The following is a 12932-nucleotide window of genomic DNA, read 5'->3' as shown; positions in this document are numbered from 1 at the left end:
GGCTCTTTTTTTGTTCTGGATTCAGGCAATGCTGATTACGCTGTGCGCCCGACAAGACCTTGGCTAAACTGACGCATCTTTTATCGAATAGCGAATAACCATGCTTCGTTTACTGTTCTGGGCTGCACTGATTGCTGCAGGCGTCTGGCTCTGGCGCAAATACAAAGCCAGCCTGAGCGCGACTAAAAAGCCGGTCGACCCTGACGCCCACCCGATGGTGCGGTGCGCCCATTGCGGCGTGCACCTGCCCCGTGACCGCGCATTAAGCCAGCAACAAACGTGGTATTGCAGCCAGAGCCATCTGGAACAGGGCCCCGTCAAACGCTGACTCTTCACCGGCAAGCACTCCTGTAGTTGCCGACCTGCGACGACTACAGGAGCATCGACGTCATCAGAAACGTCCCGCCGGTGCATAAGGCGCAGGGTCGATGATCGGTTCACGCCCCAACAGCAGATCGGCAAATAACTGGCAGGATGCAGGCGCAAGTACCAGGCCATTGCGGTAATGCCCGCAGTTGAGCCACAGACCGTCAAAGCCGGAAACCCGCCCGATATACGGGATACCCTCAGGTGAGCCAGGGCGCAAGCCTGCCCAATGACCCACTGGCTCGGCATCGGCCAGTGCTGGAATCAGCTCTATCGCCGATGCTTTCAGGCTTTCAAGTGCCGTTTGGGTCGGGGTTTTATCAAATCCTTCATGCTCCAGCGTACTGCCGATCAAGATATGACCGTCTCGGCGCGGGATCGCATAGCGCCCTTTCGCCAACACCATGCACGACAAAAAGTCTGACGCACACTTGTACAGAATCATCTGCCCCTTGACGGGCTCCACCGGCAGTTCAAGCCCCAGGCTACTCAAGAGTTCTGCGCTCCAGGCGCCCGCCGACAACACCACCTGATCGCCGTGAATCTCACCCTGCGCCGTGTTCACTCCCGCAATCTTTGCGCCTTCACGAATGAACCCCTGAACCTCGCAGTGCTCATGGATCGTGACATTCGGCATGGATTGCAGCGCTGCTTTTAACGATTTGACCAGTCGTGGATTACGCACATTTGCCACATCGGCCATATAGATCGCGCGAGAAAAACCACCACCCAATACCGGAACGGCGCGTTCAACCGACGCGACATCCACCCCACTCAAGGGCCTGCCTTCGCGCCGGGCCCACGCCAGCGCCTCGGCTTCATCGTCCAGGTCGAGCCAGTACAAACCGGTCGTATGCACTTCAGGATCAAGACCTGTGGAGGCAAACAAGCGCTCGGCCAACTGTGGGTAGAAGTCTTGCGACCAGTGAGCCAGCGCCGTAACCGCGCAGTTATACCGCCATGGATAAAGCGGCGAAACAATGCCGCCGCCGGCCCAGGACGACTCCTGCCCGACCCCACCACGGTCCAGCAGAATGACCTGTTCGACTTCAGAGGCCAGATTAAACGCTGTCAGCAAGCCAATCACTCCGCCGCCGACAATCACTACTCGTTCCTGCCTAGCCATTTTTTCAATCCAGCCCGTCATTCAAAGTAAATCGTTAGCGCCCCCAACACTGCTGAGGTGTCAGGTCCGGGGCGGCCTGGGTCATTGCCATCAAGCCCGTGTGGGCCAATGTGAAGTTCCCGCATGAGTCGTCCGCCATTGAGGAGCCTTCTTTGCGCGTTGCCGTAAGCAAGAAGGCGTGATCTGCCAGATCGGACGTGACGCTGTAGTATTGATTACCTGAACCAAGACCCTGCGCGCCGGTATATACACCGTTTTTTGTATAAAACTGCCCAAGGGCTTGAGCGTTCTCCATCAACAGGATAATGATTTCAGAGCGATAAGCCCGCTTCAGATAATCGCTATACAGCGGATAAACGAATCCTCCAAGGATACCGACGATCGCCACAGCGATCATCAATTCGATCAAGCTAAAACCGCCTCCATGCTTTGGCATCAGGCACTCCCTATTGAACTTGTCGCCACATCACCCTTCGCACATACGGGGGAGAAACACCTTCGGCGCCCCCGCTCGCATCCTGATAATGGGCATACAGACTTTCGAGCACCGTGCGGGATTGGCCATGCAAGCCGATCCCGGTAATCCGGTACAGCCGGGTCAAAGTGCTCGCCGGATAATCGGCAGGTGTCATGCTCGGGCCAAGGCTCTGAATGCCGTACAAGCCACCCGAAACGGGTAGCCAGCGCACACCTGATATGGGGTCGAAGCCCGGGAACCGTTGAATACGTGCCGCGGCTGGTGGCGCGCACATGACCGGAGAAGTACAGGCGAGCAAACCCGGCCAGTTGACCCGCAACCAGGACTCACCCTGGCGCAGTGCAGCCTCTGCAGCCTGGAACGAATGATTGACATGTTGAATGCCTGCGGCCATTTTTTCCTGATGCGTCGCTCGGGTCATTGCAGAAATGCCGATCAGACTGAGCAACAACAGGAATATCAGGCTAACCAGCAACACCATGCCTTTCTGCGCATGCGAATAAACCAACATGGGACGCGCCCTAAACCAGTCGATTGCGCAACGCGACAACCAGGTGATAAGCCTGATCTTTGACACGCCCCCCGGGATCTCTCAATGTGAGAGCAACCTTTACACTGCGGATTCTGGCTACATCGGCCGGACTGGACTCATAACGCAGAACCGACTGGGCACTGGCCGACCCAGCCACACCAAAGCTCACGTCAAATGTCGCAACATTGTCCAGTAGCACCGCGTTGTCAGGCCCCGTTTTCAACTGCCCTTTATCAAACCGGTAGACTACCCGTCGCACGGGAAACCCGGTTTCACCGGGGGACAACGATGATCGTGCGCCACGATAAGCCTGGGCAAAGGTCGTACAGTCAGACACCACAGTCCAGTCTGGTCTTGTCCCCTGAGGCCCTATGTCTGCACTGATCATCTGCAGCGACCGGGAACCAGCCGGCCCATGCCAGGACACAGGCGTTTGAAACGCCGACGGCGCATCAATGATGAACTCACTCCCGAGGCAACCAAACATGCCGGCCATGCGAATTTCCCGGGCCATTTTACTCAGGACATAACGCGCATCTTCTTGAAGCATGGCCGATGCACGCTGACTGGCGTAGGTCTCGCGAGCACTTAAAGAAATCTGTGCCATGCCTGGCACCATCAACATCCCCAACACCAGCGCCACCATCAGTTCGACCAGGCCAAAGCCTGAACTCATGCGCTTCATGATGCCTTTACCGGCGCATCGGCACTGATCTGGCTGCTCAGGGTAAATGAGCTCGAAAAACCGTCATGCTGGCCACCGCGGGCATCATTCCATTCAAGGCTGATACGCACCTGCTGCCCACTGACTGCAACCGTGCCCTTGCCAGCGCCCCCTGCAAACTGGCGAATATTGCGTTTGAACTCATTCAGGTCCTGCCCGGCCACACCACTGAGCGAAGGGCTGATCCGATCCAGGTCCGTCACGCGGTAATCACCGCCAGCGTTGGCACGCATACGATCCAGCAGATCCTGAGCGATAAAACTGGCCTGAGTGTTCATGAGCGCGCTGCGGGTGTATTTCAGTGCATTGAGCTGGAGCCCTGCGCCACCGAGCAGGCCGACCGCCAGGATCAACATCGCGATCAGCACCTCGATCAGAGTCATTCCTGCTTGCCGGCGTTTATAGAATCGAACCATCTGGTGAACCGTCCCTGTGCCTGGATCGACGGGGCGTCATGCACCGTCATGTAAAAAGCCTAATCCAGAGCACCACCTTTACCGGTAGGAGGCAGCCAAGGCGACCAGCCATATTCTTCGTACGATTCCGTGAGACACAGCTCATCGCGCACCTGCAAACATGGTGAAATCATTACCGGGCAACAGGCGACCCGGTGCAGGGCTTCGCACGCTATACCTAGTAGAAACCCGTACGAGAACACCGACAGGCGTCCAGGGAGGACAGTGTGTATCAACGAGGCATGGGCATGATTCAGTTGCTGTTCGCCTTGATCATCGTGGCGCTGACAGCCCGCTTTGCCAGCCCGGCCTACAGCGCTTTGGTCGAGCAACAGCGACGCCAGGTAACTGCCGAACAATTGGCCAGCAGCCTGCGCAACGCGCGCACTGAAGCCCTGCTACGCCAGCATTACGTAATCATTCATGCGCTTGAGGAAGACTGGAGCCGCGGCTGGAGGGTGATTCTGGACCTGAGCGGCCAAGGGCATCTCGACAAAAGCAACCCGGTGCTCACCGAAATCCAGGGTGACGGACACATACCGGTTGCGGGCAATACGCCGGTAAAACACTACGTGCGATTCAGCCCGCTGGGGGAGCCTCAGTTGAATGCAGGTGCGTTCCAGGCCGGAACGCTGCATGTTTGCCAAGCCAGTACTGGCACAAGCCACCACCAGGTGGTACTCGCCAAAAGCGGGCGTATCAGCCTGCGCAGCGATCAGGCAGCGCAGGCATTGTGTGCGTCTTAAAGCAGGGAGCGAACGCGCAGCTCCTTGGGCATCGAGAACGTTATGTTCTCTTCGCGGCCGGCCAACTCATCGGCACCGGTGGCCCCCCAGGCATGCAACTGCTGAATCACCCCACGCACCAGCACTTCAGGCGCTGAAGCACCTGCAGTAATACCGATAAGCCCTACACCGTCAAACCAGCTTTTTTGCAGGTCTTCAGCGCCGTCGATCAGGTAAGCCGGAGTGGCCATGCGCTCAGCCAGCTCACGCAGGCGATTGGAGTTCGAGCTGTTGGGGCTACCCACCACCAGCACCACATCACATTCACTGGCCAATTGCTTCACCGCATCCTGACGGTTCTGCGTGGCATAGCAGATGTCATCCTTGCGCGGGCCGCCAATCGAAGGGAAACGTGCGCGCAGAGCATCAATCACACGGCTGGTGTCATCCATCGACAAGGTCGTCTGAGTAACAAACGCCAGCTTCTCCGGGTTCATTACATTCAGGCTGGCAACGCCTTTTTCATCTTCGACCAGATAGATCGCGCCGCCATTGCTGCCGTCGTACTGGCCCATGGTGCCTTCAACTTCCGGGTGACCGGCATGGCCGATCAGGATGCATTCGCGGCCGTCGCGGCTATAACGGGCGACTTCGATATGCACCTTGGTCACTAACGGGCAGGTCGCATCGAATACTTTCAGGCCACGGCCGGCAGCTTCGGTACGCACGGCCTGAGAAACGCCATGGGCACTGAATATCACGATGACGTCATCCGGCACCTGATCCAGCTCTTCGACAAAGATCGCGCCACGGGAGCGCAGGTCTTCAACGACAAATTTGTTGTGCACCACTTCGTGGCGGACATAGATAGGCGGACCGAAGACTTCCAGAGCGCGATTGACGATTTCAATCGCTCGGTCCACCCCGGCGCAGAAGCCACGGGGGTTGGCGAGTTTGATGTGCATGCTGGGCCTCGTGGGACGCGCAGAAAAATAATGCCAATCAGGCCCGGCGATGGCCGGGCACTGAATTACAGCGCCTTGACGTCTTTGATTTCAACTTCGAAGGTCAGGGTCTTGCCTGCCAACGGATGGTTGAAGTCGATCGTCACTTGCTCATCATCAAAGACTTTGACCACACCCGGAAGCTCGGTGTTCGCGGCGTCATTGAAAATTACCAGCAAGCCTTCAGACAGCTCCATGTCCTTGAACTGCGAGCGCGGAATAACCTGTACGTTTTGCGGGTTCGGCTGGCCAAAGGCGTTTTCCGGAAGGATCTCCAGAGTACGCTTGTCACCTGCCTTGAAGCCGAACAGAGCGGCTTCAAAACCTGGCAACAGGCTGCCATCTCCCACCTTGAAGGTGGCCGGGGATTTGTCGAACGTGCTGTCGACGGTGTCGCCATTCTCCAGGCGCAATGCGAAATGCAGAGTGACTTCCGTGTTCTGGCCAATGCGTTGCTCAGTCATGAGCGGTTTCTCCGGACTTTTTACTTTTGAACATATCCAACGCCAGCATCACGGCCCCTACACAAATCGCACTGTCGGCGACATTGAATGCAGGAAATAGCCGATGTTCCCAGTGCACCAGAATGAAATCGATCACATGACCGTAGGCAATACGGTCATACAGGTTACCCAGCGCGCCACCCAGAATCAGCGCCAGCGCAATGGCCAACCAGGTGTCGTTACGTCCAAGACGCTTGAGCCAGACCAACAGGACCGTACTGACGACTACCGCGATCAGCGCAAATAGCCAGCGCTGCCAGCCAGCGCTGTCAGCCAGAAAGCTGAAGGCTGCGCCAGTGTTGTAGGCCAGGGTCCAGCTAAAGAAATCAGGAATAACCTCAATTCGCTGGTACATCGTCAGGGCGCTGTCGAAGTAGGTCTTGCTGACCTGGTCAATGACCAGGACCAGCAACGTTAACCAAAGCCAGCCCAGGCGCCCGAAGCGCCCGGCAGTGCTGGTGTTAGGCATAGTGACGTACCTCGCCGGCGCCACTGATGTTGTCGACGCAACGACCGCAGATTTCCGGATGCTCCGGGTTCACCCCGACGTCTTCACGGCAATGCCAGCAGCGTGCGCACTTGGCATGGGCCGACTTGACGACCTTGAGTTTGAGACCCGGCACGTCGGTGACCACGGCATCCGCTGGCGCTTGGACAAACGACGCAACGCTGGCGGTGGACGTGATCAGAACGAAGCGCAGTTCATTGCTGAGCCTGGACAGATCGGCAGCCAGTTCATCTTCAGCGAACAGGGTGACTTCAGCCTGCAGGTTGCCGCCGATGGCTTTGGCCGCGCGCAGGTTTTCCATCTCTTTGTTGACCGCGACCTTGACCGCCATGATCCGCTCCCAGTAAGCGCGGCCCATCTCAGTGCCTTCCGGCATTTCAGTCAGACCTTCGTACCAGGTGTTGAGCATGACCGATTCGTTGCGCTCGCCCGGCAGGTATTGCCACAGTTCGTCGGCAGTGAACGACAGGATCGGTGCGATCCAGCGTACCAACGCTTCAGAGATATGGAACAGTGCAGTCTGGCACGAACGACGGGCCTTGCTGTTGGCACCCGTGGTGTACTGGCGATCCTTGATGATATCGAGGTAGAAGCCGCCCAGCTCCTGCACGCAGAAGTTATGCACTTTGGAGTACACGTTCCAGAAACGGTATTCACCGTAATGCAGCTCGAGCTCGCGCTGCAGCAACAGTGCACGATCCACTGCCCAACGATCCAGCGCGAGCATTTCTTCTGCAGGCAGGAGGTCAGTGGCCGGGTTGAAGCCGGTCAAGTTCGAAAGCAGGAAGCGCGCGGTGTTGCGGATACGCCGGTAAGCGTCGGCACTGCGCTGCAGGATCTGATCGGAAACCGCGATCTCACCCGAGTAGTCGGTCGAGGCAACCCATAGGCGCATGATGTCAGCGCCCAGAGTGTCATTGACCTTTTGCGGTGCAATCACGTTACCCAACGACTTGGACATCTTGCGACCGGCTTCGTCCACGGTAAAGCCGTGAGTCAGCAGTTCGCGATACGGCGCATGGTTGTCGATGGCGCAACCGGTCAGCAGCGACGAGTGGAACCAGCCACGGTGCTGATCCGAGCCTTCCAGGTACAGATCGGCACGCGGGCCCGTCTCGTGACCCATCGGGTGTGAACCGCGCAGGACATGCCAATGTGTGGTGCCCGAATCGAACCAGACGTCCAGGGTATCGCTGATTTTGTCGTACAGCGGTGCTTCGTCGCCCAGCAATTCGGCAGCGTCCATCTTGAACCAGGCTTCGATGCCTTCGACTTCAACACGCTGTGCGACTTGCTCCATCATTTCGACGGTACGCGGGTGCAGCTCGCCGCTTTCCTTGTTCAGGAAAAACGGGATAGGCACACCCCAGTTGCGTTGACGCGAGATGCACCAATCAGGACGGTTGGCGATCATCGAGTGCAGGCGAGCCTGGCCCCAGGCCGGAACGAACTGCGTGTCTTCGATGGCCTTGATTGCACGGGTGCGCAAGGTATCGCCAGCCGTCGGCTCTTTGTCCATGCCGATGAACCATTGCGCGGTAGCGCGATAGATCAGCGGGGTCTTGTGGCGCCAGCAGTGCATGTAGCTGTGGCTGATGGTTTCAGTGAACATCAGCGAGCCGACTTCGATCAGCTTGTCGATGATGTTCTGGTTGGCCTTCCAGATGAACTGGCCGCCAAAGAACTCCAGCGACGGTACGTACACCCCGTTGCTCTGCACCGGGTTGATGATGTCATCGTTGACCATGCCATAGGCTTTGCAGGTCACGAAGTCGTCCACTCCGTAGGCCGGGGCGGAGTGAACCACGCCAGTACCTGCGCCCAGTTCAACGTACTCGGCCAGGTAAACCGGCGACAGACGGTCGTAGAACGGGTGGCGGAAGTTGATCAGCTCCAGGGCAGCGCCCGTGGTGGTGGCGATGACCGAGCCTTGCAGGTTGTAGCGCGCCAGAGACGACTCAACCAGCTCTTCGGCCAGCACCAGCAGCTTGTCGCCTACGTCGACCAGCGCGTAGGTGAATTCCGGATGCACGTTAAGCGCCTGGTTCGCCGGGATGGTCCACGGTGTGGTGGTCCAGATCACGATCGAAGCCGGCTTGCTCAAAGCTGCCAGGCCAAAGGCCCCGGCCAGTTTTGCTTCATCGGCAACCGGGAACGCAACGTCGATGGCGGCGGACTTTTTGTCCTGGTACTCGACTTCCGCTTCAGCCAAAGCCGAACCGCAGTCAAAACACCAGTTCACAGGCTTCAGGCCTTTAAAGACGAAACCGCCCTTGACGATTTCGGCCAACGCACGGATTTCACCGGCTTCGTTCTTGAAGTCCATGGTCTTGTACGGGTTGGCGAAATCACCCAGCACGCCCAAACGGATGAACTCGGACTTCTGCCCTTCGATCTGTTCGGTCGCATAGGCGCGACACAGCTCGCGGGTTTTATCCGCGCTCAGGTTTTTGCCGTGAGTCACTTCGACCTTGTGCTCGATCGGCAAGCCATGGCAGTCCCAGCCCGGCACATACGGCGCGTCGAAACCCGAAAGGGTTTTCGAACGGATGATCATGTCCTTCAGAATCTTGTTCAGCGCATGACCGATGTGAATCGTGCCGTTGGCATACGGAGGACCGTCGTGAAGTACGAACTTCGGACGATCCTTGCCAATTTCGCGCAACTTCCCGTACAGGCCAATGCTGTCCCAGCGCTGCAAAATTTGCGGTTCGCGCTGTGGCAGGCCGGCCTTCATTGGGAAGGCTGTGTCCGGAAGGTTTAGCGTGGCTTTGTAGTCGGTCATTTCAGGCTCTTTTTAAGCGGTTGACCCAGCCAATAGGCTCGGGCGGCGGCGACGTCCGCATTGATCGCCGTCTTGAGCGCCTCCAGGGAGGCGAAACGCTGCTCATCACGCAGCTTGTGGTGGAATGCCACAGTCAAACGCCGGCCATACAAGTCGCCGGCGAAATCCAGTACATGTACTTCAAGATGGGCGCTGCCATCTCCTGAAACGGTAGGTCTGACGCCGATATTGGCGACGCCAGGCCAGGTTTTCCCGTCGATTTCAACGCTCACCAGATAAACCCCGGTCAACGGAACCCGCCGACGCTTTAACTGAATATTGGCGGTTGGCGTACCCAATTGGCGCGCCAGTTTCTGACCGTGCAATACCCTGCCAGCGATTTGAAACGGGCGCCCCAGCAAACGCTCTGCCAGGGAGAAATCACCGCTGGCCAAGGCATCGCGCACCTTGGTGCTGCTGATTCGCACACCGTCAAGCTCAACGGTTTGCGCCGCTTCGACGGTGAAGTTGCGCATGACGCCTGCTTGTTGCAGGAAATCAAAATCACCGACCCGATCACAGCCGAAACGGAAGTCGTCGCCGACCTCCAGGTGCTGTACCCCCAGCCCATCGACCAGAATGGTATCGACAAACTCGGCGGCGCTGAGCTTGCACAAGCGTTGATTGAACGCCAGGCACAGAACACGATCAACCCCGGCATCTGCCAACAGCTGCAACTTGTCGCGCAACCGGGCCAGACGTGCCGGAGCAAGTTCCGGGGCAAAAAACTCGCGCGGCTGCGGCTCAAATATCACCACGCAGCTGGGCACGCCCAACTCCAGTGCACGCTCGCGCAGCCGCTCCAGAATAGCCTGGTGGCCACGGTGTACACCGTCAAAGTTGCCAATAGTGGCGACACAGCCCCGATGTTGGGGCCGCAGATTGTGAAGGCCTCGAACCAGCTGCATAACGCGCTTCTTGCTCATAAAGTGGTCGATTATAACCACACCCGGCCCTGTACGACAGGCAACAGAGCAAGGCAAATCAGTCAATGCGACAAAACAGACGTCTGACCGGTGATCACCCTACATCAGAGACTTGCGGGCAAAGTCCTTCAAACGCAAGCCCAGCAGCAACAACATTCCGAAATAAGCCAGCACTCCGGCAACCACCAATCCGCCCAGGCGAATGAAGCGTTCCAGCATATGGCCTTGATCCCACGCCGGCATCAACTGCATCAATCCCAGCAGAACCGCAGACATGACCGACACCGCCAGCACCAGCTTGAACAGGTACTTGGCCCAACCCGGCTGGGCGACAAACAGTTTTTGTTTGCGCAACTGCCAAAACAGCAGGCCCGCGTTGATGCACGCCCCCACGCTAATGGCCAAGGCCAGGCCGGCATGTTGCAACGGCACAATGAACACCAGGTTCAGCAGTTGAGTCACGACCAGCGTGAACACCGCGATTTTTACCGGAGTGCGAATATTCTGCTGAGCATAAAACCCTGGCGCCAGCACCTTGATCAGGATGATCCCGAGCAACCCGACGGAGTAGGCAATCAGTGCACGCTGGGTCATGGCCGCATCCAGTGCGCTGAACTGGCCGTACTGAAACAACGAAACCGTTAATGGCTCGGAAAGGATCGCCAGTGCCAGCGCACACGGCAGTGCCAGCGCAAAGCACAGGCGCAGCCCCCAGTCGAGGATCCGCGAATACTCGTGACGATCTTTGCTGGCATAGGTCTTGGACAGGACGGGCAACAGAATCGTCCCCAGCGCAACACCCAGCACCCCGGACGGTAATTCCATCAGGCGATCAGCGTAATACATCCAGGACACCGAACCGGCCACCAGAAATGAAGCGAAGATCGTGTTGATGATCAGCGAAATCTGGCTGACGGAAACCCCCAGAATGGCCGGCAACATCAGTTTCATGACCCGCCAGACACCGGTGTCACGCAAATTGAGGCGCGGCAGCACCAGCATGCCGATTTTTTTCAAGTGCGGCAGCTGGAACAACAGCTGGGCCAGCCCGCCGGCCAGCACCGCCCACCCCAACGCCATTACCGGCGGGTCAAAATAGGGTGTCAGGAACAACGCAAAAATAATCATGCTGACGTTAAGCAGGGTCGGCACAAAGGCCGGGACCGCAAAACGGTTCCAGGTATTGAGAATCGCCCCTGCCAGAGAAGACAGCGAGATCAGCAATATATAAGGGAACGTTACCCTCAACATGTCGCTGGTCAGCTGGAATTTCTCGGGAGTCGAAGCAAATCCTGGCGCCGTGGCCCATATGACCCACGGCGCGGCGACCATGCCCAGCGCGGTCACAATGGCAAGCACCAGCGTCAGCAAACCGGCTACGTAAGACACAAATGTGCGTGTCGCCTCTTCACCCTGCTGGTTTTTGTACTCGGCAAGAATCGGTACGAATGCCTGCGAAAAAGCACCCTCGGCAAAGATCCTGCGCAACAGGTTGGGCAGTTTAAAGGCAATAAAGAACGCATCCGTGGCCATTCCCGCACCAAAGGCACGGGCGATAATGGTATCTCGAACGAAGCCCAGGACCCTGGATATCATGGTGATTGAGCTGACGGCAGCCAACGACTTGAGCAAATTCATTGAAAGAGTTTTTGCCTATAAGAGAAAGAGCAGGCGAACAAAGCGCCCACTTATGCGATACTGCGCGCCGCAACAGCACAGAGCCAAGCTCGCGAGTTTACAGGTCAAGCGCCGGAAATAAATCTCCCGTCTACCTCGATCAACCACTCAGCGGATCGTATCAAACGCCCTTGACAAGAGATCCCGTCATCGGCATGATTCGCGGCCTATTTTGTTTGCTATTTCCCAAAGTCTTTCGAGGAGCTCGACGGTGGCCAACACACCTTCCGCCAAAAAACGTGCAAAACAGGCTGAGAAGCGTCGCAGCCACAACGCCAGCCTGCGTTCCATGGTTCGCACCTACATCAAGAATGTAGTTAAAGCCATCGACGCAAAAGACGCTGCTAAAGCGCAAGCTGCTTTTGTTCTGGCTGTACCTGTTATCGACCGTATGGCCGATAAAGGCATCATCCACAAGAACAAAGCTGCTCACCATAAGAGCCGTCTGAATGGCCACGTCAAGGCGTTGAACCTTGCGACTGCCGCTTAAGCGTTAAGCTTTTTAAAAAGCCGACCTCAGGGTCGGCTTTTTAATGCCCGCCATTCAGCAATCGCCGACGGCCAGACAAAAAAAAGCTGCGACCCAATGACCTGTCGCAGCTTTTTTTGATCAACCGCTACTGTTTCGGCCACGGCAAGATCGGGATTGCCGTCACCGCATTCTGCGGGCTGCCCTCGATCAAGCGATCGCTGTACACCAGATACACCAGCGTATTGCGCTTTTTGTCCAGGAAGCGCACCACTTGCATGGTTTTGAACACCAGCGACGTACGCTCCTTGAACACCTCTTCACCATCCTTCAAGTCGCCCTTGAAGCTGATCGGACCGATCTGACGACACGCCAGGGAAGCCTCGGCGCGATCTTCTGCCAGCCCCAGACCACCTTTCATGCCGCCGGTCTTGGCGCGCGACAGGTAGCACGTCACCCCTTCCACCTTCGGATCATCAAAGGCCTCGACCACAATGCGGTCATTCGGGCCGACAAACTTGAAAACGGTCGACACCGTGCCGATCTCTTCAGCCGACGCCAGCAACGGCATTGCCAATACCAGGCCCAACACGCTTTTAATCAACCGCATGATCA

General features: G+C 57.4%; 15 protein-coding genes. 3 read left to right on the top strand and 12 right to left on the bottom strand.

All coding sequences use genetic code 11. The annotated features are described in order from the left end of the window. Positions 1 to 100 precede the first annotated feature (100 nt). Positions 101 to 328 carry a PP0621 family protein gene (locus DQN55_RS03775; protein ID WP_048378231.1) on the top strand — a complete coding sequence of 76 codons (228 nt, stop codon included), beginning with the start codon at positions 101 to 103 and terminating at the stop codon, positions 326 to 328. A 63-nt stretch (positions 329 to 391) separates the two neighbouring features. Here DQN55_RS03775 and thiO read toward each other — a convergent pair whose 3' ends face one another. Genes thiO through pilV form a run of 5 tightly spaced genes read right to left on the bottom strand, consistent with a single transcriptional unit; the run spans position 392 to position 3609 of the window. Beyond that, positions 392 to 1492 carry a glycine oxidase ThiO gene (gene thiO, locus DQN55_RS03770; protein WP_048378459.1) on the bottom strand — a complete coding sequence of 367 codons (1101 nt, stop codon included), beginning with the start codon at positions 1490 to 1492 and terminating at the stop codon, positions 392 to 394. A 34-nt stretch (positions 1493 to 1526) separates the two neighbouring features. Beyond that, entirely contained in the window at positions 1527 to 1928 is a 402-nt protein-coding gene (locus DQN55_RS03765) for a type IV pilin protein (RefSeq protein WP_048378232.1), read from the bottom strand. Positions 1929 to 1938: 10 nt separating this feature from the next. Beyond that, the gene (locus DQN55_RS03760; protein ID WP_048378233.1) at positions 1939 to 2481 is read right to left on the bottom strand and encodes a pilus assembly PilX family protein; all 543 of its coding nucleotides are present in this window, start codon (positions 2479 to 2481) and stop codon (positions 1939 to 1941) included. A gap of 10 nt (positions 2482 to 2491) precedes the next feature. Further along, positions 2492 to 3187 carry a PilW family protein gene (locus DQN55_RS03755; RefSeq protein ID WP_048378234.1) on the bottom strand — a complete coding sequence of 232 codons (696 nt, stop codon included), beginning with the start codon at positions 3185 to 3187 and terminating at the stop codon, positions 2492 to 2494. Next, a complete protein-coding gene (gene pilV, locus DQN55_RS03750; protein ID WP_048378235.1) occupies positions 3184 to 3609 on the bottom strand; it encodes a type IV pilus modification protein PilV in 426 nt (141 codons plus the stop codon). The genes DQN55_RS03755 and pilV overlap by 4 nt, the downstream gene beginning before the upstream one ends. A gap of 314 nt (positions 3610 to 3923) precedes the next feature. Between pilV and DQN55_RS03745 the strand changes: the two genes are divergently transcribed. After that, positions 3924 to 4427, top strand: coding sequence for a GspH/FimT family pseudopilin (locus DQN55_RS03745; RefSeq protein ID WP_048378236.1), 504 nt, complete (start codon positions 3924 to 3926; stop codon positions 4425 to 4427). Here DQN55_RS03745 and ispH read toward each other — a convergent pair. The 6 genes from ispH to murJ form a co-directional block, all read right to left on the bottom strand. Further along, positions 4424 to 5371: a 4-hydroxy-3-methylbut-2-enyl diphosphate reductase gene (gene ispH / locus DQN55_RS03740; RefSeq protein ID WP_048378237.1), complete on the bottom strand. Its 948-nt coding sequence runs from the start codon at positions 5369 to 5371 to the stop codon at positions 4424 to 4426. The genes DQN55_RS03745 and ispH overlap by 4 nt on opposite strands. 65 nt (positions 5372 to 5436) lie before the next feature. Continuing rightward, positions 5437 to 5874 (bottom strand): FKBP-type peptidyl-prolyl cis-trans isomerase, encoded by a 438-nt coding sequence (fkpB, locus tag DQN55_RS03735; protein ID WP_048378238.1) that lies wholly within the window; start codon positions 5872 to 5874, stop codon positions 5437 to 5439. After that, positions 5867 to 6382, bottom strand: coding sequence for a signal peptidase II (gene lspA / locus DQN55_RS03730; RefSeq protein WP_048378239.1), 516 nt, complete (start codon positions 6380 to 6382; stop codon positions 5867 to 5869). The genes fkpB and lspA overlap by 8 nt, the downstream gene beginning before the upstream one ends. After that, positions 6375 to 9206 (bottom strand): isoleucine--tRNA ligase, encoded by a 2832-nt coding sequence (gene ileS / locus DQN55_RS03725; RefSeq protein WP_048378240.1) that lies wholly within the window; start codon positions 9204 to 9206, stop codon positions 6375 to 6377. Before ileS ends, lspA begins: the two co-directional genes overlap by 8 nt. Next, positions 9203 to 10153, bottom strand: coding sequence for a bifunctional riboflavin kinase/FAD synthetase (gene ribF, locus DQN55_RS03720; protein WP_048378241.1), 951 nt, complete (start codon positions 10151 to 10153; stop codon positions 9203 to 9205). Before ribF ends, ileS begins: the two co-directional genes overlap by 4 nt. 117 nt (positions 10154 to 10270) lie before the next feature. Continuing rightward, entirely contained in the window at positions 10271 to 11809 is a 1539-nt protein-coding gene (gene murJ / locus DQN55_RS03715) for a murein biosynthesis integral membrane protein MurJ (RefSeq protein ID WP_048378242.1), read from the bottom strand. 250 nt (positions 11810 to 12059) lie between these two features. Here murJ and rpsT point away from each other — a divergent pair, with 250 nt between their 5' ends. Then, entirely contained in the window at positions 12060 to 12338 is a 279-nt protein-coding gene (gene rpsT / locus DQN55_RS03710; protein ID WP_048378243.1) for a 30S ribosomal protein S20, read from the top strand. A 127-nt stretch (positions 12339 to 12465) separates the two neighbouring features. Here the strand turns inward: rpsT and DQN55_RS03705 are convergent, their stop codons facing one another. Next, positions 12466 to 12927, bottom strand: coding sequence for a CreA family protein (locus DQN55_RS03705; RefSeq protein WP_048378244.1), 462 nt, complete (start codon positions 12925 to 12927; stop codon positions 12466 to 12468). Between the last annotated feature and the right edge of the window lie 5 nt (positions 12928 to 12932).

This window comes from Pseudomonas taetrolens, from assembly GCF_900475285.1.
GTDB classification, from domain to species: Bacteria; Pseudomonadota; Gammaproteobacteria; order Pseudomonadales; family Pseudomonadaceae; genus Aquipseudomonas; species Aquipseudomonas taetrolens.
This window is presented reverse-complemented; position numbering and strand designations above follow the sequence as displayed.

Coding starts and splice junctions, on each gene's coding strand:
- DQN55_RS03775 (WP_048378231.1), top strand. CDS start 101: ATGCTTCGTTTACTGTTCTGGGCTGCACTGATTGCTGCAGGCGTCTGG.
- thiO (WP_048378459.1), bottom strand. CDS start 1,492: ATGGCTAGGCAGGAACGAGTAGTGATTGTCGGCGGCGGAGTGATTGGC.
- DQN55_RS03765 (WP_048378232.1), bottom strand. CDS start 1,928: ATGCCAAAGCATGGAGGCGGTTTTAGCTTGATCGAATTGATGATCGCT.
- DQN55_RS03760 (WP_048378233.1), bottom strand. CDS start 2,481: ATGTTGGTTTATTCGCATGCGCAGAAAGGCATGGTGTTGCTGGTTAGC.
- DQN55_RS03755 (WP_048378234.1), bottom strand. CDS start 3,187: ATGAAGCGCATGAGTTCAGGCTTTGGCCTGGTCGAACTGATGGTGGCG.
- pilV (WP_048378235.1), bottom strand. CDS start 3,609: ATGACTCTGATCGAGGTGCTGATCGCGATGTTGATCCTGGCGGTCGGC.
- DQN55_RS03745 (WP_048378236.1), top strand. CDS start 3,924: ATGGGCATGATTCAGTTGCTGTTCGCCTTGATCATCGTGGCGCTGACA.
- ispH (WP_048378237.1), bottom strand. CDS start 5,371: ATGCACATCAAACTCGCCAACCCCCGTGGCTTCTGCGCCGGGGTGGAC.
- fkpB (WP_048378238.1), bottom strand. CDS start 5,874: ATGACTGAGCAACGCATTGGCCAGAACACGGAAGTCACTCTGCATTTC.
- lspA (WP_048378239.1), bottom strand. CDS start 6,382: ATGCCTAACACCAGCACTGCCGGGCGCTTCGGGCGCCTGGGCTGGCTT.
- ileS (WP_048378240.1), bottom strand. CDS start 9,206: ATGACCGACTACAAAGCCACGCTAAACCTTCCGGACACAGCCTTCCCA.
- ribF (WP_048378241.1), bottom strand. CDS start 10,153: ATGCAGCTGGTTCGAGGCCTTCACAATCTGCGGCCCCAACATCGGGGC.
- murJ (WP_048378242.1), bottom strand. CDS start 11,809: ATGAATTTGCTCAAGTCGTTGGCTGCCGTCAGCTCAATCACCATGATA.
- DQN55_RS03705 (WP_048378244.1), bottom strand. CDS start 12,927: ATGCGGTTGATTAAAAGCGTGTTGGGCCTGGTATTGGCAATGCCGTTG.